Below are 18,780 nucleotides of genomic sequence, written 5' to 3'. Positions count from 1 at the left end.
CATTCTCCCATTGACCGGGTGGATGCCGGCTGGATGCCGTGTCGGGCAGGTCAGCGCGGGGAGAGGGTCGCGACGATCGGGCGGTGGTCGCTGCCCGCGGCATCCTCTGACTCGATCACGCTCATGCTGTCGGCCTGCCAGTTCGGTGTGGAGAGCACGTGGTCTATCGGGCTGCCGAGCAGCGACGGCAGGAAGGTCGGCCAGGTGCCGACGGCGCCGGAGCCGGTGGCCAGCGCCGCGTCCCGGCAGCGGCCGAGAACGGCGGAGGCCGCTGATTCCCGCCCGGACATGTGGTCGACGGTGGAGTTGAAGTCCCCGGCCATGATCACATTCCCGCCGGCGCATTGGCCTGCGAGCCAATCGAGGTCCGAGCGCCAGTTGGACATCTCCCAGTTGATCGGAGCGACGGCGTGTACCGCGATGATCGTCGGCCCGGCCCCGTTGACCGGCGTGGCGACAACGGTCGGCAGCACATTGGTGTTGCCGGGAGGGCCGGAACCCCCGGCGCTGCTCACGGTGTATTCGCCGAGGTCCGGGCTGATCAGCAGGGTCGTCGACCTGGCCTTGGAGACCTGGTCGAACGCGATGGTGTGCACCCACATGGGCCGTCCGGCCTCCCGCATGGCTTCGGCGATCTTCACGCCGGTGGCCTCCGTCGTCTCCGGCAGGGTGACGATGTCCGCGCCCTGGTCGAGGGCAAGACGGGCGATCGCCGCTGAGCCGGGCTCGTCACCGAGCGTGTTCCAGCTGAGTACGGTGACATCGTCGGTCGCGGCGGCGGATATGGACTTCCCCTCGGCGGCGGCAGACGGCACGCCGATGCCCCGGGTCGCGAGCACGGCGGCATTGCCGAACGCGAAGAGGAGCACCAGCACGGCCAGAGATCCGGCCAGGCGCCGTAGCGGCCGGATCGAGGTGAGCAGGGCCAGTACGACCAGACCGGCAGCCGCGACGGCAACTCCCACTCCGCGGAGGGACACGACGTGGGCGAAGACCCAGCTGTTCTGCAGGCCGAACAACTGCGGCCAGCCGAAGGCGAGCAGCGCGAGGGCGGAGCCGCCGAGGATGAGGGCGGTGAGGACTCTGGACAACATGGAGTGACCACGTTAGGCGACCCGGCTGGGTGAAGCCTCCGACTGGCCCAACCAGCACGGGCTGGCCCAACTAGCATGGGGGAATGGCAGGAGAACGGCGATTCACGGGTCCCATCGACCTGCACACCCACTCGAGCGTGTCCGACGGCACCGAGACCCCGGCCCAGCTCGTGCGCGCCGCCGCCGACGCGGGGCTCGGCACTGTGGCACTGACCGATCACGATTCGACCGCGGGCTGGTTCGAGGCGGCGGCGGCGGCGCGCACGGCCGGCATCACCCTCATTCCCGGAATGGAATTCAGCACCAGGGTCTCCTTCGCCAGCGTGCACCTGCTCGCCTACCTCTTCGACCCCTTCGACGCCGGTATCGTTGCCGAGACCTCCCGGGTGCGACAGGCCCGACTCGTGCGCGCCGAACAGATGGTGGAACGGATCGGGGCCGACTATGCGTTGACCTGGGAGGACGTGCTCGCCCAGACCACCCCGGATGCGACCGTCGGCCGTCCGCACATCGCTGACGCTCTGGTGGCGCGGGGCTTCGCGCTGACCCGGAGCGAGGCATTCGCGGGGATCCTGCACTGGGATGCGGGCTACTACCAGCCGCATTACGCTCCCGAACCGCTGCGCGCCATCGAGCTGGTGCGCGCGGCAGGAGGCGTTCCGATCATCGCGCATCCGGCAACCCGCGGCGTCGACGACGTGATTCCGGAGTCCCGGCTGGCCAGGCTGGTCGACGCCGGGCTGTTCGGGCTCGAACTCGAGCACAGGGAGAACAAACCGGCGGCGAAGACCAGGCTCTACGAACTCGCCGCGAAATACGGGCTGTTCATCACGGGCTCCAGCGACTACCACGGCGAGGGCAAACCCAACCGCCTGGGGGAGAACACGACGGCGCCGGACGTGCTGGAGGCATTGATCGGCCAGGGCACCGGCTCGGAGCCGATCTACGGCTAGCTACCGCGGCTGACAGGCTCACCCGCCGACGGATGCCAGATTTCGACAGTCTCAAGCGCCGCGGTGGTCGAGCCCGTCGAGACCTGCTGCTAGCTGGCGGTTCCGGACTGCGGTGCGCTGCGGCGCGTGCGGCTGCGACGGCGTGGGGCGCTGTTGCCGTCGCGGTGCTCGGCGCCGCCGCCGTCGTGCGTTCCGGCCGCGGGGGTCGCGACGGGGGCATCCGGGTTCGTGGTCTGGCTGACCCTGGTGCGGTTGCGCCCGCGACCGGAGCGGTCGCCGCCCTGGTCGCCGGTGCTCGCACCTGCACCGGTACTGACGCCGGCGCCGACGGATGCCGGGCGGCCCGAGCCTGAGCCGCCCGAGCCTGAGCGGCCCGTGTCGGAGCGGCCCGTGTCGGAGCGACCGGAGCCGGAACGACCCGAGCCGGACCGACCCGTGTCGGAGCGGCCGGAGCCCGCCGAGGCCTCGCGGATCGGCGACGCGCGCAGGCGGCCCTTCGACCCGGTCGGGATGTTCAGGTCGCTGAAGAGGTGCGGCGAAGACGAATACGTCTCCATCGGCACGGGCGTGCCGAAGTCGAGCGCGTTGTTGATCAGCGTCCACTTGTGCATGTCGTCCCAGTCGACGAACGTGACGGCGATGCCGCTCTTGCCGGCGCGCCCGGTGCGGCCGACGCGGTGCAGGTAGGCCTTCTCGTCCTCCGGGATCGTGTGGTTGATCACGTGGGTGACGTCTTCGACGTCGATGCCGCGGGCGGCGACATCCGTGGCGATCAGGATGTCCTTCTTGCCGGCCTTGAACGCGGCCATCGCGCGTTCGCGCTGTTCCTGGTTGAGGTCGCCGTGCACGGCGGTGGCGTTGAAGCCGCGATCGCCGAGTTCCTCGACGAGCTTGGCGGCGGCGCGCTTGGTGCGGGTGAAGATCACGGTCTTGCCGCGGCCCTCGGCCATCAGGATGCGGCCGATCACCTCGTCCTTGTCCATGTTGTGCGCGCGGTAGACGAGGTGCTCGATGTTGGCCTGCATCAGACCCTCGTCGGGGTCGCTCGCCCGGATGTGGATCGGGCGGTTCATGAACCGGCGGGCGAGGGCCACGATCGGGCCGGGCATCGTCGCCGAGAACAGCATGGTGTGCCGGGTCGACGGCGTCTGCGAAAACAGCTTCTCGATGTCTGCGAGGAAGCCAAGGTCGAGCATTTTGTCCGCCTCGTCCAGCACCATCTCGCTCACGTTGGCAAGGCTGAGCAGGCGCTGGCTGGCAAGGTCGAGCAGGCGGCCGGGAGTGCCGACGACGATCTGGGCGCCGGCCTTGAGCTGCTCGATCTGGCCCTCGTAGGCCTTGCCGCCGTAGATGGAGACGATCTTCGTGGCGCGGTTGCGGGCGGCGAGTTCGAGGTCCTCACTGACCTGCACGCACAGTTCGCGGGTCGGCACGACGACCAGCGCCTGCACTCCCGGTTCGGGGTCGAGGCCCAGGCGCTGGATCAGGGGGAGGCCGAAGCCGAAGGTCTTGCCCGTGCCCGTCTTGGCCTGGCCGATGATGTCTTGGCCGCTGAGGGCGAGGGGGATGGTCTGGACCTGGATGGGGAAGGGCTCGAGGATGCCTTTATCTGCGAGGGCCTGGACCATGTCCTGGTCGATATTGAGTTCGGAGAAAGTCACGAAAGTTTGCCTGTCATTAGCTGGATGCTGGAATGCGCCCGTTTTCTGCCTCGGGCACCGGCCACCGATCCATGCCGATGGCGTGGTCCAACCTTACCGGGCGGCCCCTGTGAACTTGATCAGGCGCTCCGCGGGGATCCGCACTGTCCTATGCTAATTGTGTGATCTCGTGGCTCGATCGGCGCGCGAAGCGTGTGGAGATCCCTCGTCCGTCGACCAGGGAAGCACGTCTGTCGACCACCAAGGTGGACATCGCAGACCTGACGCCCGAGTTGCTGCCCTACCTCGGCCAGGCCGCATATTTCGAACTGGGAATGTTCGAGAACCTGGCCCAGACGATCAGGATCGCTCCCGACCTGTACTCCAAGGAGGGGCTGAGCGCGGCCGCAGGCCGGGCGCTCGCCAAACACCAGGGCCTCGTCGCCGAGATCCGCCGGCGCGGCGGGGAACCCTCCGAGGTGATGGCGCCGTTTGCGCCCGCCCTGGACGATTTTCGAGCGAAGACCATGGGTGCGGACTGGTATGAGCTGCTGCTGAGTTGCTACCTTGCCGGTGGCCTGCTCGACGACTTCTTCATCCGGCTGTCCGACGGTTTGCCCGGCGACGTCGGCCCTCGGGTGGCGCACCTGCTCGGCCAGGGTGCGGGTACCGACGTGCTCGTGAAACATCTGAAGGCCGCCATCGGCGGCAACCCCGGCCTCGGCTCGCACCTGGCACTGTGGGGGCGCCGCCTGGTCGGCGACACCCTGCTCGTGGCACGATCGGCCATCCCGGCCGTCGCCCCGACGGCGGGCGATCCCGCGTCGGTTGCCGACCATGGCGAGGAGCGGATCGAACCCGTCTTCACCGAACTGATCGCGGCGCACACGCGCCGGATGGACGGGCTGGGCCTGACCGCCTGACCGCCTGGCCGCCTGACCGCCTGGCCGCCTGGTCGGCGTCATCGAGTCCGTCGTCAGGCAAGTCGGAGGAGGCCCGACGAGGCTGAACGAGCCTGAACGAGTCCGGATCTGTCGGGCCCCGCTCAGGCGTGGCCGGGGTGGCCGGTCTTCATCAGCGTGTGCAGCATCCGCCGGTCACCCTGCGTGCGCGAGCGGCCCAGCTGGACGTCGGCGGCGACGGATGTGACCGCGGCGAGGCCGAGGGACACCCACCAGATCCAGCCGCCGTCCCAGGCCAAGCCGAACCAGGTCAGCGCCACCCAGGCGATCGACGCCACGGCAGTGCCGACGGCCGGCACCAGCACGGAACCGTGGCTGTGCCGACCGGGCAGCAGGTACCGGGCCCCAATTCCCAGCAGCGCACCGCCGAGGGCGACGAAGAGGAGTTCCATGCCTGGTTAGGCCACGAAACCGACGCGACGGGACGTTTCGGCGCCCAGTTCGACGTAGGCCAGTCCGATCGTGGGGACGATGTAGACCCGACCCTTGCTGTCGGAAAGCTTGAGGTAACCGGTCTGCCCGGCGAGGGCGGCAGCAACCGTCTCCTCGATCTCGTTCGCGGGCTGCGAGGTCTCGAAGCCAATCTCACGGGGAGAGTTGAAGATGCCAATGCGGATATCCACCAGGTACGCCTTTCGTTGCCTAAGCGCCCAGATTACGACAGAACGACCCTGCTGCCCGACATCGTTCACTGTCGGCGCAACCCGCTAGCTTTGAAATCGTGACAACCCTGGGATTCGCGCAGCGCGCCGACACCGATTCCGCCGCCGATGGAGCCGCGAACCGGCCCGGTTCCGGCCCAGGCGGCCGGGGATCCGCGTCGCACCCGGTCGGCCTGGACGAGGCGCAGTGCGCCGTGCTCGGCCTCGCCGACGGGGTGTCGGCCGCCGTGATCGGCGCGCCGGGCAGCGGGAAGACGACGGCCCTGGTCGAGCTCGTCGCCGACCGGGTGCTGGGTCGTGGCTACTCGCCGAGCGAGGTGCTGGTGCTGGTACCCACCCGCACCGGCGCCACCGCTTTGCGCGACCGTCTCGCCCTGCGACTGGGCGTGCCGACCAACGGCCCCCTGGCCCGCACGGCCAACTCGGTGGCGTTCCAAATCGTGCGGGATGCCGTGGAGCGCGCCGGCGGCCCGGCCCCGACCCTGCTCACCGGCGGCGAGCAGGACCAGATCATCGCCGAGCTTCTGCAGGGCCACCGGCTCGACCGGTCCGGCCCCGCCTGGCCGGCCACCCTGGGAGCCGACGTGCGCGCCCTGCGCGGTTTCCGTACGGAGCTGCGGGACCTGATGATGCGCGCCGTTGAGTACGGCGTGACAGCGGACACCCTGGCCGACCTCGGTCGCAGCACCGAACGTCCGGAGTGGGTGGCCGCCGCCGAGTTCATCCGCGGTTACGAAGACGTGAAAGACCAGTCCAGGCCCGGCCAGTACGACTCGACCGAGCTGGCGCAGTTCGCCGCAGCCGTGGTGGCGGGCGCCCCGCCCGGACCCGCCGGCGCATCCGCCATCGGGGCGTTCGCCGGGCTGCGCCTGATCGTGCTCGACGACGCCCAGGAGCTCACCCAGGGCATCCTGACCCTGATCCGTCAGTTTGCGGCCCGCGGGGTGGCCATCGTCGCTGTCGGCGATCCCGACATCAGCACCGGTTCATTCCACGGCGCCCACCCGGATGCCCTCGGCCGGCTGTCGACCTACCTCGGCGGTATCCCGGTGGCCACCCTGGTTCTCCCCACGGTGTACCGTCACGGAGACGCCATCCGCCAGGTGGTGCGCGGGATCAGCCACCGGATCGGTACCGCCGGTGCCGGCACCCAGCGGGCCGCGGCCGCCCAGGTCGCTCCGGACGTGAAGGCCGCGACCGCGGCGAACGTGCCGGCCGGTCCGCCCGCCGTGCAGGCGATACTCGCGGCCAGCCCCGCCGATCAGCTCGCGGTCGTCGCCCGGCGGCTGCGCGAACGGCATGTGCTCGGCGGCATCCCCTGGGGACGGATGGCCGTCGTCGCGCGCAGCGGCTCCCTGGTACCGTCGCTGTCCCGCGGCCTGGCCGCCCTCGAGGTGCCGACCCAGGTGTCGAGCGCCCAGACCGCGCTGCGCGACGAATACGCGGTGCGTGCGTTCATCCTCGCCCTCGAAGTCACCCTGGGACGCAAGGCTCTCGACAGCGACACGGCGGTCGACCTGCTCCGCGGCCCGCTCGGCGGGCTGGACCCGATCACGCTGCGCCGCCTCCGCGCGGCACTGCGTCAACAGGAGCTGAGCCAACAGGAGCTGAGCCAACAGGAGCTGACCGGTGACGGCCACCGCAGTGCCGACGCGCTGCTCGTCGACGCGCTGGTCAACCCGGACCTGCTCGGCGGGATCGACAACCGCACCGCCCGCCGGGCGGCGAGTTGTGGCGAAAGCCTGCGCGCCGCGGCCGCCGAATACGACGCCGGCGCGACGATCGAGGAACTGCTCTGGGGGCTCTGGCAGCGCAGCGGGCTGGCCAGGGAATGGCACGACCAGGCCGCCGGCACCGGCATCGTCGCCGACGAGGCCAACCACAACCTCGACGCCGTGGTCGCGCTCTTCTCTGCCGCCCAGCGCTACGTCGAGCGAACGCCGGCCGCCCCGCCAGTCCTGTTCCTCGAGCACCTCGTCGACACCGACGTGCCGGAGGACACGCTCGCTCCCCGCGCGCTCGGCGACGCGGTCGTGGTCTCCACCCCGAGCGGCCTGATCGGCCGCGACTTCGACCTCGTGGTCATCGCCGGGGTGCAGGCGAACGTCTGGCCCGACCTGCGCATCCGCGGGTCTCTGCTGGGCGCCGGCGACCTGGCCTCGCTTGCCGCCGGCCACGCGTCGCAGCCGGGCGGCGAGCGCACCGCCGTGCTGCACGACGAACTGCGAATGTTCGCCCAGGCCGCCGGCCGCGCCCGCACCGAACTGCTCGTCACCGCCGTCGACAACGAGGACAACGAGCCGTCGGTGTTCCTGCGGCTACTGCCGGACGCCGTCTCCACCGGCGACCTCGACTCCGGCGACGCCAGCCGCTATCCGCTGTCGCTGAGAGGTCTGGTCGGTCGACTCCGCCGCGACCTCACCCGCTTCGGCGGGGCGGCCGGGCCCGGCGACGAGGCCACGGAGCGGACTGCGAACCGGGCCGCGGATGCCGCCGCCACCCTCGCCCGGCTGGCCGGGGAGGGCGTGGCCGGTGCGGCCCCCGGCCAGTGGTACGGCCTCACCGATCCGAGCACCGTGCGCCCGCTCAACGACCAGGACGCCGGCGACGGGCCGGTGCGGGTCTCGCCCTCCCGGATGGCCGCGTTCGAAACCTGCCCGTTGCACTGGGTGATCGGTCAGGTCGGCGGCGGCACGTCGAACACCGCCGCGAACCTCGGCACGATCATCCACACGGTGCTGGAGGAATCGACCGACCGGAGCCCCGACGCGCTCTGGCGGGCCGTCGACGCCCGCTGGGACGAACTGCACTTCGACGCCGAGTGGCAATCCCGGCTGCAGAAGGTGGAGGCGCGGGTGCTCACCGACCGGCTCGCGTCGTACCTGCTCGACTTCGAACACACCGGCGGGGCCCTGCTCAGCGCCGAGGGTACCTTCGTCCTCGACGTGGACGGCGCCGTGCTCTCCGGCACGGTCGACCGGGTGGAACGGCTCCGTGACGGGCGGGCCGTGATCGTCGACCTGAAGACCGGCCGCGGCGATCCGATCAGCGACGCCGGTGTGGCGGAGCATCCGCAGTTGGGCGCCTACCAGCTGGCCTTCACCGAGGGTGCCATCGAAGGCATCCCGCCCGGCACCCCGCTTGCCGGCGCCCGCCTGGTGATCGTCTCCTCCGGCACCGTCAAGCAGAACTACCGCAACCCGACCCAGCCTGCCTTCACCGCCGACGAGCTGGCCGCGTTCCGCCGCCGGGTGGGAGAGGACGCCGCCGGGATGGGCGCCGCCACGTTCGTCGCCGAAATCAGTTCCCACTGCCTCGACCCGCGCTCGCACGGGTCCTGCCGAATCCACGTCATCAAGCAGGTCAGCTCATGAATACACCCCGTTCCACCGCACCGATCTCGGCCCTCCGAATCGCCGAGGCCCTGGAGATGTTCCCACCGACGACTGAGCAGCAGGCCGTGATCGAGGCTCCGCTCGCACCCACCCTGGTCGTCGCCGGCGCCGGCAGTGGCAAGACCGAGACGATGGCGAACCGGGTGCTCTGGCTGCTCGCCAACGGCCACGCCAGGCCCGACCAGGTCCTCGGGCTGACCTTCACCCGCAAGGCGGCCGGCGAACTGGCCGAGCGAATCGGCAAGCGGATCGACCAGCTCGACGCGAAAGGGCTGCTGCCGCAGGGCGAATCGGCTGGACCCGACGCACCGCCGGTCGACTCCACCGACCTGTTCAACAGCCCCACCGTCTCCACCTACAACTCGTTCGCCAGCCGCCTGTTCACCGACAACGCCCTGCTGCTCGGCCGGGAACCCGAATCGGTGCTGCTGAGCGAGACCAGCGCGTGGCTGCTCGCCCGGCGGGTCGTGGTCGAACACGGCGACCAGCGGCTCGTCCCCTTCCGCAAGAGCCTCGACGCGGTGACGGATGCCGTGCTCGCGTTCAGCCGCGCCCTCGCCGAGAACCCGCCTCCGGTCGCACCGGGGCAGCCGCGCGCCACCCACGACCTCGCCGGGCTGGCCGACGGTTTCGCCTACCTCCGTGACCTGCCCTTCGGCAACCCGCGCAAGAAGATCCCCTACGCCTCGGTCGACGAGTCGCTCGCCGCCGTCCTGCCGCTGCCGGTGCTGTTCGAACTGGCCGAACGCTACAGCAGCGAGAAACGCCGGCTCGGCCTGATCGAATTCTCCGACCAGGTGGCGCTCGCGTTGCAGGTCAGCCAGAAGGTGGAGAAGGTCGTCACCCGTTACCGCGACCAGTACCGGGTGGTGCTGCTCGACGAATACCAGGACACCTCGGTACTGCAGACCGAGCTGCTGCACACTCTGTTCGCCCGGCATCCGGTGATGGCCGTCGGAGACCCGCACCAGTCCATCTACGGCTGGCGCGGGGCCAGCTCCGCCAACCTGCTCGGCTTCTCGCAGAGCTTCGCCGGCCTCTCCAACGCCGAGGCGCCGTCGATGTCGCTCTCCTACACCTGGCGCAACCCGGTGAGGGTGCTGGGCGTCGCCAACACGCTCGTGGCCCCGCTCAGCGACGCGCTGCGGTCCCGGCCGGACGGCATCCAGGTGGACACCCTCAAGGTGCCATCCGGCACGGAGTCCGGCCGGGTCGAGGCCGTGATGGCCGAGACCATCGCCCTGGAGGCCCGTACCGTCGCCCGCTGGTTCGCCGAACGGCTCAGCACGGGCGAGGACCACTCCGGGGCCATGCTCTTCCGAGCCCGCCGGGAAATGGAATTCTTCGCCGAAGTACTGCGGGAGAACGGGGTGCGCGCGCACGTGCTCGGCCTCGGCGGGTTGTTGTCCACGCCGGAGGTCACCGATCTGATCAGCGTGTTGCGGGTCGTGGCGGACCCGGCGGCCGGCAGCGAACTGGTGCGACTGCTCAGCGGCGGCCGCTACCGGGTGGGCCCCCGCGACCTGCAGCAGCTGGCCGCGGTGGCGCGCTGGCTTGCCGCCCATGACTGGGCCCAGCAGGCGGTCACCGACGAATTGAAGGCGAAGATGCGGGCGTCCGTCGCCGTCGACGAGGGCACCTCCCTCGTCGACGCCCTCGATTTCGTGGCGGCGGCACCCGATCGTCACGGGCAGCTTGCGGGATTCAGCCAGCCGGGCCTGGCCCGCCTGCGGGCGGCCGGCCGGCAGCTCGCCTGGCTGCGCTCCCGGGCCGGCCTGCCGCTGCTCGACTTCGTGCGGCTGATCGAACAGGAGACCCTGCTCGACGTCGAACTCGTCGCCAACGAGGCGAACGGCCTGGGCCTGGCCAACCTCTACGCCTTCCACGACACCGTGTCGGCCTTCCTCGCCAGTGACGAGGTCGGCAGCCTGGCCGGCTTCCTGCGCTGGCTGGCCCGCGCCGAACGCGCCGACGACATGGGCCCGCGGGTCGAGCCGTCGGAGAAGGGCACCGTGCAACTGCTCACCGTGCACGGTGCCAAGGGGCTCGAATGGGATTACGTCGCCATCCCCAATCTCACCGAGAAGAGCCTGCCGGCCCAGACCCGGGAGGGGGCAGGCTGGCTGCGCTTCGGTGAGCTGCCCTACCCGTTCCGCGGCGATCGGGCCGAGCTCCCCGAGCTCCAGTGGCACGGGCACGAAACCCAGCTCTCTTTCGACCTCGAATTCACGGCCTACAAGGAACAGCTCGCCGCCCGGCATGACGATGAGGAGCGCCGGCTGATCTATGTGGCCACGACCCGCGCCCAGCGCGAGCTGCTGCTCACCGGGTCGTTCTGGGGGAGTGGCCGCACCATGCGCAAACCGAGCCGGTACCTGCTGGAGCTCGCCGACGCCGGCCTGATCGGCCCGGTCCCGCCGGTGAGCGAGGCATTGGAGAAGCCCGATCCCGGCCTCGACCAGGCCGAACGGTGGCCGTTCGATCCGCTCGGCACGAGGCGGGCCGTCGTCGAAGCCGCGGCTTCGCGGGTCAATCGGGCGGCCGAGGCAGCGGAGGCGGGCGCCGCCCCGGAGACCCGGTGGTCGCACCCCGTCACCCTCCTGCTCGAGGAGCGGGCGCAACGCCTGGCCGGCTCCGGGCAGATGCCGATCCCCACCCGCATCCCGGCCTCACGGTTCAAGGATTTCGTCGACGACCCGGCCGACGCCCTTTCCCGCCTGCGCCGGCCGATGCCCGAGCGACCCTACCGGGCAACCCGGCTGGGCACCCTGTTCCACTCCTGGGTGGAACGCCGGGCCGGCGGGGCCAGCGCCGGGGATGTCATCGACGCCGACCTCAACGAACTGGACCTCGGCGATCTCGACCTCGACGCCTTCGATCTGGACCTCGACCAGGATCAACCGCTCGAACAGGCGCAGCTCGAACGGTTGCAACGCACCTTTGAGCGCTCACCGTGGGGCAGCCTGAAGCCAGAGGAGGTGGAGATCGAGATCCATCACGTGCTCGCCGGGCAGGTCTTCGTCTGCAAGCTCGACGCCGTGTACCGCACCGACACGGGCTACCAGGTCGTGGACTGGAAGACCGGCCGGGCCCCGAAGAACGCCGCGGACCTCGAACTCAAGCAGACCCAGCTCGCGCTGTACCGCCTCGCCTACGCGCGTTGGAAGGACATCGACCCGGCCATCGTCGACGCCGTGTTCTACTTCGTCGCCGACGACACGGTCGTCGCTCCTGACCGGCTCTACTCGGAGGACGACCTGGTGGCTGCGTGGTCGTCGGTCGCCGGAACGATGCCGATCGGCCCCGTCACGTCCTCCGCGAACGGGCTGGCCGAGTCGCGGCCGACCCCGCCGGTGTCCGACCCGGCCGCCTCGTCCGACCCGGCGGCGTCATCGTCGAACTCGCTCGGTCCGAACTCAGACAGGTTGTAGGCATCGGTGTGCATCGCCGAGGCCAGGTCGCGACGGGGAATGCCGCGCGGCGTGGCCGCGAGCATGTTCTCCACGTCGGTGACGTCGAGGATGGGCCCGGTCTTCGGCGACAACGGATGCATGGTGTGCGTGTGCACGCTGTCGACCAGGCCGTCGAGCATGGCCACGGCGTCGTCGACGATCATCTGGTTGCGGGTGTCGGTGCCGTGCAGCAGCCAGCGGGCGAGCTCCAGCTCGGCGTAGAGCATGGCGCGCTGGGTGATTCGAGGGTCGTTGCCCTGGCGTGCGGCGGTGTACGACGCAACGGCCGTTTCACCGGCCGCGCCGCGGGACGCCAGCAGCCAATTCAGGTCGCGGGCCGGGTCGCCCACACTGAGCGCCGACCAGCCGAGAACGCCGGAGACGGCATCCTCACTGATCAGGAACGAATCGGCCGACATCGCCCCGTGCACCACGCAGGGTGCGAACTGCCAGAGCGAATCGTCGTCCGTGGCCAGCTCCCACCGGCGAAGCAGAGCCGCGGGAAGGTAGCCGGTCGCCGCGGCGCGGTCAATAAGTTCGATCGTGGATGTGCGGCACTCCTCGGCGCTCTGCTGGGCGAGACCGGCATTGCCGACGAACGCCGTCGGCAGACCGTGGATCGCAGCAATGGCACGACCGATCGAGCCGGAAACGCCCACGTGGCCGGTCAAGGCGTCCGCGTCGAAGGAATCGCCGGGCAGCAGCTCATAGACGACCGCGCGGGTGCCGCTGAGCGGCGCCTGGCCGACGAACTCGGGCACGTCGAACGGCAGCCTGCTGCGGGTGCCGGTTGTGAGCGCGCGCAGCGCCACGAGATCGGCGGACTGCTCGGTCTCGGCGGCCTGGCTGGCCGGGACGCGGATGATCAGCTTGCGGCCGTCACTGTCCACGAGCAGGGCAGAGTCGAAGGCACCGTGGGCGCCGGGGGTGAGCGCGCTGGACCCGTGCAGCCGGGCCTGGACCACGTCGAGGCCCGGGACGGCGGAGGTGGCCAGCGCGGCTAGAGTGAGATGGGATCTGGCCATGCCTACTAGGTTAGGTCGACTTCCCCTCGGCGTGGTTGTCCGCCACGCCCCACACCTACTCGGCGTCACGCCAGCCCGAAGGGGTCACCATGTCGTTCTCTTTCACGGCCCGGTTGCCGCTGTCCCGTCACGCGGTGGACCGCGACCACGAGACCAGGTCACAACCGGGCCTGTTCGACGAACTGTGGGCGGATGCCGGCACCCGCGTGCTCGTGCTCTGGCGCGGCTCGGTTCTGCTGGCACCGGGCGGCGCCGGCCCTGCCCACGCACCGCGGATCCTGATGCTTGAGCCGTCCACGGTGCCGGAGTCGACCGTTCGGGTCTACCTCGGCCGATCGCTGGCCGAGGACGCGGTCGAACCCGTGGGCACCCGGCTGGTGGCCGCCGTGCTCGCCGACGAGGCCGCGCACGTCCTCGAACCGGACCCCGAGGCCTGGCTGTCGCTGCGCGCCCTGGCAACCACGCTGTCCGACCGCGACGCCGGACTCTTCACCGAGGCCCTCGGCCTGGCCAACTGGCATGCCTCGCACACGCATTGCCCGCGCTGCGGTGCCGCAACCACGGTCGAATCCGCCGGCTGGAGCCGGCTCTGCCCGGTGGACGGCGGCCAGGTCTTCCCGCGCACCGACCCGGCGGTGATCGTGCTGATCACCGACGCCGACGACCGCATCCTGCTCGGCTCGAACGCGCTCTGGGAGAACAACCGGTATTCGCTGCTCGCCGGGTTCGTCGAACCGGGCGAGTCGCTCGAGGCGGCCGTCATCCGGGAGATGTTCGAGGAATCCGGGCTCCGCGTCACCGACCCGGTCTACCTGGGTTCCCAGCCCTGGCCGTTCCCGGCGTCGATCATGTTCGGCTTCACCGCCAGGCTCGCCGACGGTCAGTTGCCGACCGCGCTGCTGCCTGACGGCGAGGAGATCCTCGACCTGCGCTGGTTCAGCCGTGACGAACTCCGCGCATCCGGGGCGAGCATCATCCTCCCCGGGCGGTCTTCGATCGCCCGGGCGATCATCGAGGTCTGGCTGGGCGAACCGATCGACTTCGGACCGGACCAGGTGCACGGATGGCGCTGACCGGCGACGAGCTCCTGGCCGGCCTCGACGACCAGCAGAGAGTCGCCGCCGAGGCACTCGTCGGGCCCGTCTGCATGCTCGCCGGCGCGGGAACCGGGAAGACCCGGGCGATCACCCACCGGATCGCCTACGGCGTGCTGACCGGCGCCTACGCTCCGGACCGGGTGATGGCCCTCACCTTCACGGCGCGCGCCGCCGCAGAGCTCCGCGGCCGGCTGCGCCAGCTCGGCGCCGGCGGCGTTGCCGCGCGCACCTTCCACGCTGCGGCCCTGTCCCAGCTGAACTACTTCTGGCCGCACGTCGTCGGGGGGCAGGCGCCCCGCATCCTCGACGGCAAGGGCCGCCTGCTGGGGCACGCCGCGGAAACCCTGAAGTTGAAACTGGACACGGCCACCCTGCGCGACCTCGCCGCCGAGATCGAGTGGCGCAAGACCAGCGGGCTGAGCATCGAGCAGTACGGCGCCGGCATCGCCAAGCGCAGCCTGCCCGGGCGTCTCGACGTCGACCAGGTCCTGGCCATGCAGGCGAGCTACGAACGACTCAAGGACGAGCGCAAACAGATCGACTTCGAGGACGTGCTGCTCGCCATGGCCGGCATGATCGAGGCGGAACCGTCGGTTGCCCTGCAGGTGCGGGAACAATACCGTTTCTTCATCGTCGACGAGTACCAGGACGTGTCGCCCCTGCAGCACGACCTGCTCACCCTCTGGCTGGGCGAGCGCAGGGACCTCTGCGTCGTCGGCGACGCCAGCCAGACCATCTACTCCTTCGCCGGGGCCCGCAGCGACTACCTGCTCAACTTTCCGAAGCGGTGGGAGGATGCGACCGTCGTGCGGCTCGAGCAGAACTACCGGTCGACCGCCTCGATCGTGGCCGCGGCGAACCAGCTCATGCGCGGGCGGGCGGGTGCCCTCACGCTGCACGCCCACGCCAGCGAGGAGGGCGTCGTACCGATCGTGCGCGAGTACGCCAACGACATGGCGGAGGCCAGGGGAGTGGCGCAGAGCATCCTCGACCTCATCGAGGGGGGAACCCGCCCAGAGAATATCGCCGTGCTGTACCGGATGAACGTGCAGGCGGCGGCGCTCGAGACCGCGCTCGGCGACATCGGCGTGAACTACCAGATCCGCGGGTCGCGGCGGTTCTTCGACCTGGCCGAGGTGAAGCAGGCGGTGATGCAGCTGCGCGCGGCATCCGTCTCGATCATCGGCGAACCCCTGTTCAAGTCGGTCAGCGACGTGCTGCGCTCCCTCGGCTGGAGCCAGACCGCACCTGACGCCGCCGGGGCGGTGCGCGACCGGTGGGAGTCGTTGAACGCGATCATGGGCCTCGTCGACCAGGCCTCCGCCGGGACGACGTTCCGCCAGTTCACGGACGAGCTGATGGAACGCCAGGCCGGGCAGCACGAACCGACGGTGTCGGCGGTGACCCTGGCCACGCTGCACTCGGCCAAGGGCCTCGAATGGGATGCCGTGTTCCTGATCGGTCTGTCGGAGGGGCTGGTGCCGATCAGCTACGCCGACGGCTTCGACCAGATCGATGAGGAACGGAGGCTGCTCTACGTGGGCATCACCCGGGCACGTCGGCGGCTCGGGTTGAGCTGGTCGGCGGCGGGCCACCAGCAGCGCTCCCCGCGAGAGCAGTCGCGATTCCTGGCAGAGATCGGCATCCGCACCGCTCGTGTGGCCGGTGCTCGCGGCGCGTGATGGACCCTGACGTGACATCGAGCACGAGTGACGTGCGGGTCAGGCTCGACCGACCGGTGTCCAGCCTGTCCTGCACAAGGCCGGCGACGCGCGCGGCGACTTCGATACCCAGCCGCCGGGTTTCGGTGGGGGCGGTGCGGGTGAGGAGCTGGCAGGCGATCGCGGCCCAGGCCGGGTCGCAGTCGAGGTGGGCCAGCTCGAGGCAATAGAGACACGGGCCGACCCCCGGCTCGACGAGGGGACCCACGCGCACCTCGCTGTCGCTGAAGACCACCGGCAGGTGCGGCACGTCCCCGCGCAGCCAGCGGCCGTGCCGGGCCGGCTCGAGCGCGTAGTGGCCGACGATGACCGCCAGGGCGGGCGGGTTCGGGGTGGCCGGGGTGGGGGTCGCCCGGTGCGGCTCGACCGGGTCGGCGGCGGACCGGACGACCAGAAGGCCGAGGTCGCGAAGCAGCGCTCCGATCCGCAGTGCGGTCGGGCCGTCCCCGTCGACACAGACCAGGGCCGGGGAGCGCGGCGGCGGGGCGAGCGGGACCGGCTCCGCACCGGTGGACGAGGGCGCTCGTTCGGCGGTCACGATGAGGGCGGGCCGCAGGGCCTCCAGAAGCGCCTGAGTGGCGGCGTCGGATGTCCCGGCCCGCCGACCGAGCATCATCGCGCCGGAGCGCGGCACCCCGGAGACCAGGGCGGCGACGACGTGCTCCAGGCCGACGCCGACGCGGGGAATCACGACGAGGGGATGATCGATGCCGATCTGGATGGTGTCAGGGGTGCGCCAGACGAGAGGGTAGTGGGGATTGAGTCGAAGGGTCATCCGGTGATGATGCCGGAGTCGCCGCCCGCTCGTGCGATTCATCCACAGGGTCAGCCGGTGGATGCGGATGTCCCGGCACGGGCCACGGCCAAAGCCGCCCGATCCTCGGCTCTAACCCAGTCTTCGCCTTTAGGCTGGCGACATGACGGCAAGAAGAGTTCTCGTGACCGGCGCCACCGGATACATCGGTGGGCGCCTTGTTCCCCTGCTGCTGGATTCCGGGAACGAGGTGACGGTGCTCGTGCGGTCGACCCAGAAGCTGACCGATGTGCCCTGGAAAGACCGGGTCACGGTCGTTCAGGGCGACCTCGGCGACGCATCCGGTGTGCGGGCGGCGCTCGCCGGGATGGATATCGTCTACTACCTGGTGCATTCGATGGGCACCAGCGGCGATTTCGAGCGCACCGAGCGCGTCGCCGCGCAAAACGTGGCCGATGCCGCCGCCGCGAGCAGAGTCTCCCGGATCGTGTACCTGGGCGGGCTGCATCCCGACGCCGCCGAGCTGTCCCAGCACCTACGGTCCCGGGCCGAGGTGGGACGGATTCTCCTCGCCTCCGGAGTGCCGACGGCTGCGCTTCAGGCCGGGGTCGTGATCGGCTCCGGGTCGACCTCCTTCGAGATGATCCGGCACCTCACCGATGTGCTGCCCTACATGCCGGCGCCGAAATGGGTACGCAACCGCATCCAGCCGATCGCGGTGCGCGACGTACTGTACTACCTCGTGGCCGCCGCCGACCTTCCCGCCGACGTCAGCCGTACGTTCGATATCGGTGGCCCCGACGTGCTTCGCTACGGCCAGATGATGAACGGCTACGCGCTCGAGGCCGGACTTCGCCAGCGCCCGATCGCCTCACTGCCGGTGTTCACGCCGTGGCTCGCCTCGCAGTGGGTGAACCTCGTGACCCCGATCCCGCGCAGCCTCGCCGTGCCGATCATCGCCTCGCTACAGAACGACTGCGTCGTGCACGAGCGCGACATCGACCAGTACATCCCGCGCCCGCCCGGAGGTCTCACCGGGTATCGGAGGGCCGTACGTCTCGCCCTCGGGCGGATGCGCGACGGAGACGTCGAGACGAGCTGGCGTAACGCGTCGATCGAGGGTGCCTCGAGCAACCCCCTGCCTAGCGACCCCGACTGGGCCGGCCACCTCGTCTACACCGACCTGCGGGAGAAGCACACGACCGCGAACACGGACGACCTCTGGCAGATCATCGAAAGCATCGGCGGAGACAACGGCTGGTACTCGTTCCCGCTGGCTTGGGCGGTGCGCGGCTGGATGGACAAGATCGTCGGGGGTGTCGGCCTGCGGCGTGGGCGCCGGGATGCGCAGCACCTGAACACCGGTGACGTGCTCGACTTCTGGCGGGTCGAGCAGATCGATCGTGGACGGTTCCTGCGGTTGCGTGCGGAGATGCGCGTCCCCGGACGGGCCTGGTTGGAAATGACCGTGAAACCGGCACCCGACGGCGGCTCGATCTACCGCCAGCGGGCCGTGTTCTTCCCCCGCGGGCTCGGCGGCCGACTCTACTGGTTCTCCATCCTGCCGTTCCACGGCGTCATCTTCAGCGGCATGGCCAACCGGATCACCGCCGCCGCCTCGGCGACGCGGCCGGTCTCGGGACACCCCAGAGTCGCCTCGGTCGACGCACCGCTGCCGGCCGAAAAACACTAGTCCGCCGCCTCGGGCCCGGGCATGACTACGGAACGTGGGGGAGGCCAGCATCCCCGGTTCCTTCACCTGAGCCGAGGGCGGACTGGACGGCGAGCCCGTCGGGTTCCGAATCGGCGGTGGTCGAACCCGTGCAGACCCTGCCGCGACCGGGGGTCGAACCCGTGCAGACCCTGCCGCGACCGGGGGGTCGAGCTCGTCGAGACCTCGACCTACTCCATCACCGGTGGGTGTGGGTGGGTTGTTGGGCGCGGTGGGTGGCTCCGGGGTGCCAGGTGGTGGTGGTGGTTCCGGCCCAGGCGGGGGCTTTGACCTCCGGTTTGCCGCGGATCATG

General features: G+C 70.3%; 11 protein-coding genes and 1 pseudogene. 7 read left to right on the top strand and 5 right to left on the bottom strand.

What is annotated here, in order from left to right:
* Nucleotides 1–50: 50 nt before the first annotated feature.
* A complete protein-coding gene (locus tag E3O19_RS10040) occupies nucleotides 51–1,094 on the bottom strand; it encodes an endonuclease/exonuclease/phosphatase family protein (RefSeq protein ID WP_174776917.1) in 1,044 nt (347 codons plus the stop codon).
* An 83-nt stretch (nucleotides 1,095–1,177) separates the two neighbouring features.
* Between E3O19_RS10040 and E3O19_RS10035 the strand changes: the two genes are divergently transcribed.
* Nucleotides 1,178–2,047, top strand: coding sequence for a PHP domain-containing protein (locus tag E3O19_RS10035; RefSeq protein ID WP_134567227.1), 870 nt, complete (start codon nucleotides 1,178–1,180; stop codon nucleotides 2,045–2,047).
* A gap of 89 nt (nucleotides 2,048–2,136) precedes the next feature.
* On the opposite strand, the gene E3O19_RS10030 is transcribed toward E3O19_RS10035, so the two are convergent.
* Entirely contained in the window at nucleotides 2,137–3,708 is a 1,572-nt protein-coding gene (locus E3O19_RS10030) for a DEAD/DEAH box helicase (RefSeq protein ID WP_134567225.1), read from the bottom strand.
* 161 nt (nucleotides 3,709–3,869) lie between these two features.
* On the opposite strand from E3O19_RS10030, the gene E3O19_RS10025 reads away from it, so the two are divergent.
* Nucleotides 3,870–4,610, top strand: coding sequence for a ferritin-like fold-containing protein (locus tag E3O19_RS10025; protein WP_134567223.1), 741 nt, complete (start codon nucleotides 3,870–3,872; stop codon nucleotides 4,608–4,610).
* Between the two features lie 122 nt (nucleotides 4,611–4,732).
* Here E3O19_RS10025 and E3O19_RS10020 read toward each other — a convergent pair whose 3' ends face one another.
* Entirely contained in the window at nucleotides 4,733–5,041 is a 309-nt protein-coding gene (locus tag E3O19_RS10020; RefSeq protein ID WP_134567221.1) for a hypothetical protein, read from the bottom strand.
* Nucleotides 5,042–5,047: 6 nt separating this feature from the next.
* The gene (locus E3O19_RS10015; RefSeq protein ID WP_134510634.1) at nucleotides 5,048–5,272 is read right to left on the bottom strand and encodes a DUF3107 domain-containing protein; all 225 of its coding nucleotides are present in this window, start codon (nucleotides 5,270–5,272) and stop codon (nucleotides 5,048–5,050) included.
* Nucleotides 5,273–5,370: 98 nt separating this feature from the next.
* Between E3O19_RS10015 and E3O19_RS10010 the strand changes: the two genes are divergently transcribed.
* Both E3O19_RS10010 and E3O19_RS10005 read left to right on the top strand, forming a co-directional pair.
* Complete coding sequence (locus tag E3O19_RS10010) at nucleotides 5,371–8,685, top strand: ATP-dependent helicase (RefSeq protein ID WP_241981307.1); 3,315 nt, start codon at nucleotides 5,371–5,373, stop codon at nucleotides 8,683–8,685.
* On the top strand, nucleotides 8,682–12,137 hold the full coding sequence (locus tag E3O19_RS10005) for an ATP-dependent DNA helicase (RefSeq protein ID WP_134567219.1): 3,456 nt from the start codon (nucleotides 8,682–8,684) through the stop codon (nucleotides 12,135–12,137). Before E3O19_RS10010 ends, E3O19_RS10005 begins: the two co-directional genes overlap by 4 nt.
* A 281-nt stretch (nucleotides 12,138–12,418) precedes the next feature.
* On the opposite strand, the pseudogene E3O19_RS18840 reads toward E3O19_RS10005, so the two are convergent.
* Nucleotides 12,419–13,183 (bottom strand): annotated as a pseudogene (locus E3O19_RS18840) (phosphotransferase); the annotation flags it as partial.
* An 89-nt stretch (nucleotides 13,184–13,272) separates the two neighbouring features.
* On the opposite strand from E3O19_RS18840, the gene nudC reads away from it, so the two are divergent.
* The 3 genes from nudC (at nucleotide 13,273) to E3O19_RS09985 (ending at nucleotide 18,448) form a co-directional block, all read left to right on the top strand.
* A complete protein-coding gene (gene nudC, locus E3O19_RS09995; protein ID WP_134567216.1) occupies nucleotides 13,273–14,256 on the top strand; it encodes an NAD(+) diphosphatase in 984 nt (327 codons plus the stop codon).
* Complete coding sequence (locus E3O19_RS09990) at nucleotides 14,247–15,962, top strand: ATP-dependent helicase (RefSeq protein WP_134567214.1); 1,716 nt, start codon at nucleotides 14,247–14,249, stop codon at nucleotides 15,960–15,962. The genes nudC and E3O19_RS09990 overlap by 10 nt, the downstream gene beginning before the upstream one ends.
* Nucleotides 15,963–16,918: 956 nt before the next feature.
* A complete protein-coding gene (locus tag E3O19_RS09985; protein ID WP_134567212.1) occupies nucleotides 16,919–18,448 on the top strand; it encodes an SDR family oxidoreductase in 1,530 nt (509 codons plus the stop codon).
* Nucleotides 18,449–18,780 lie beyond the last annotated feature (332 nt).

The organism is Cryobacterium algoritolerans (assembly GCF_004402785.1).
GTDB classification, from domain to species: Bacteria; Actinomycetota; Actinomycetes; order Actinomycetales; family Microbacteriaceae; genus Cryobacterium; species Cryobacterium algoritolerans.
This window is presented reverse-complemented; position numbering and strand designations above follow the sequence as displayed.

Coding starts and splice junctions, on each gene's coding strand:
- E3O19_RS09990 (WP_134567214.1), top strand. CDS start 14,247: ATGGCGCTGACCGGCGACGAGCTCCTGGCCGGCCTCGACGACCAGCAG.
- E3O19_RS09985 (WP_134567212.1), top strand. CDS start 16,919: ATGACGGCAAGAAGAGTTCTCGTGACCGGCGCCACCGGATACATCGGT.
- E3O19_RS10020 (WP_134567221.1), bottom strand. CDS start 5,041: ATGGAACTCCTCTTCGTCGCCCTCGGCGGTGCGCTGCTGGGAATTGGG.
- E3O19_RS10040 (WP_174776917.1), bottom strand. CDS start 1,094: ATGTTGTCCAGAGTCCTCACCGCCCTCATCCTCGGCGGCTCCGCCCTC.
- E3O19_RS10035 (WP_134567227.1), top strand. CDS start 1,178: ATGGCAGGAGAACGGCGATTCACGGGTCCCATCGACCTGCACACCCAC.
- E3O19_RS10005 (WP_134567219.1), top strand. CDS start 8,682: ATGAATACACCCCGTTCCACCGCACCGATCTCGGCCCTCCGAATCGCC.
- nudC (WP_134567216.1), top strand. CDS start 13,273: ATGTCGTTCTCTTTCACGGCCCGGTTGCCGCTGTCCCGTCACGCGGTG.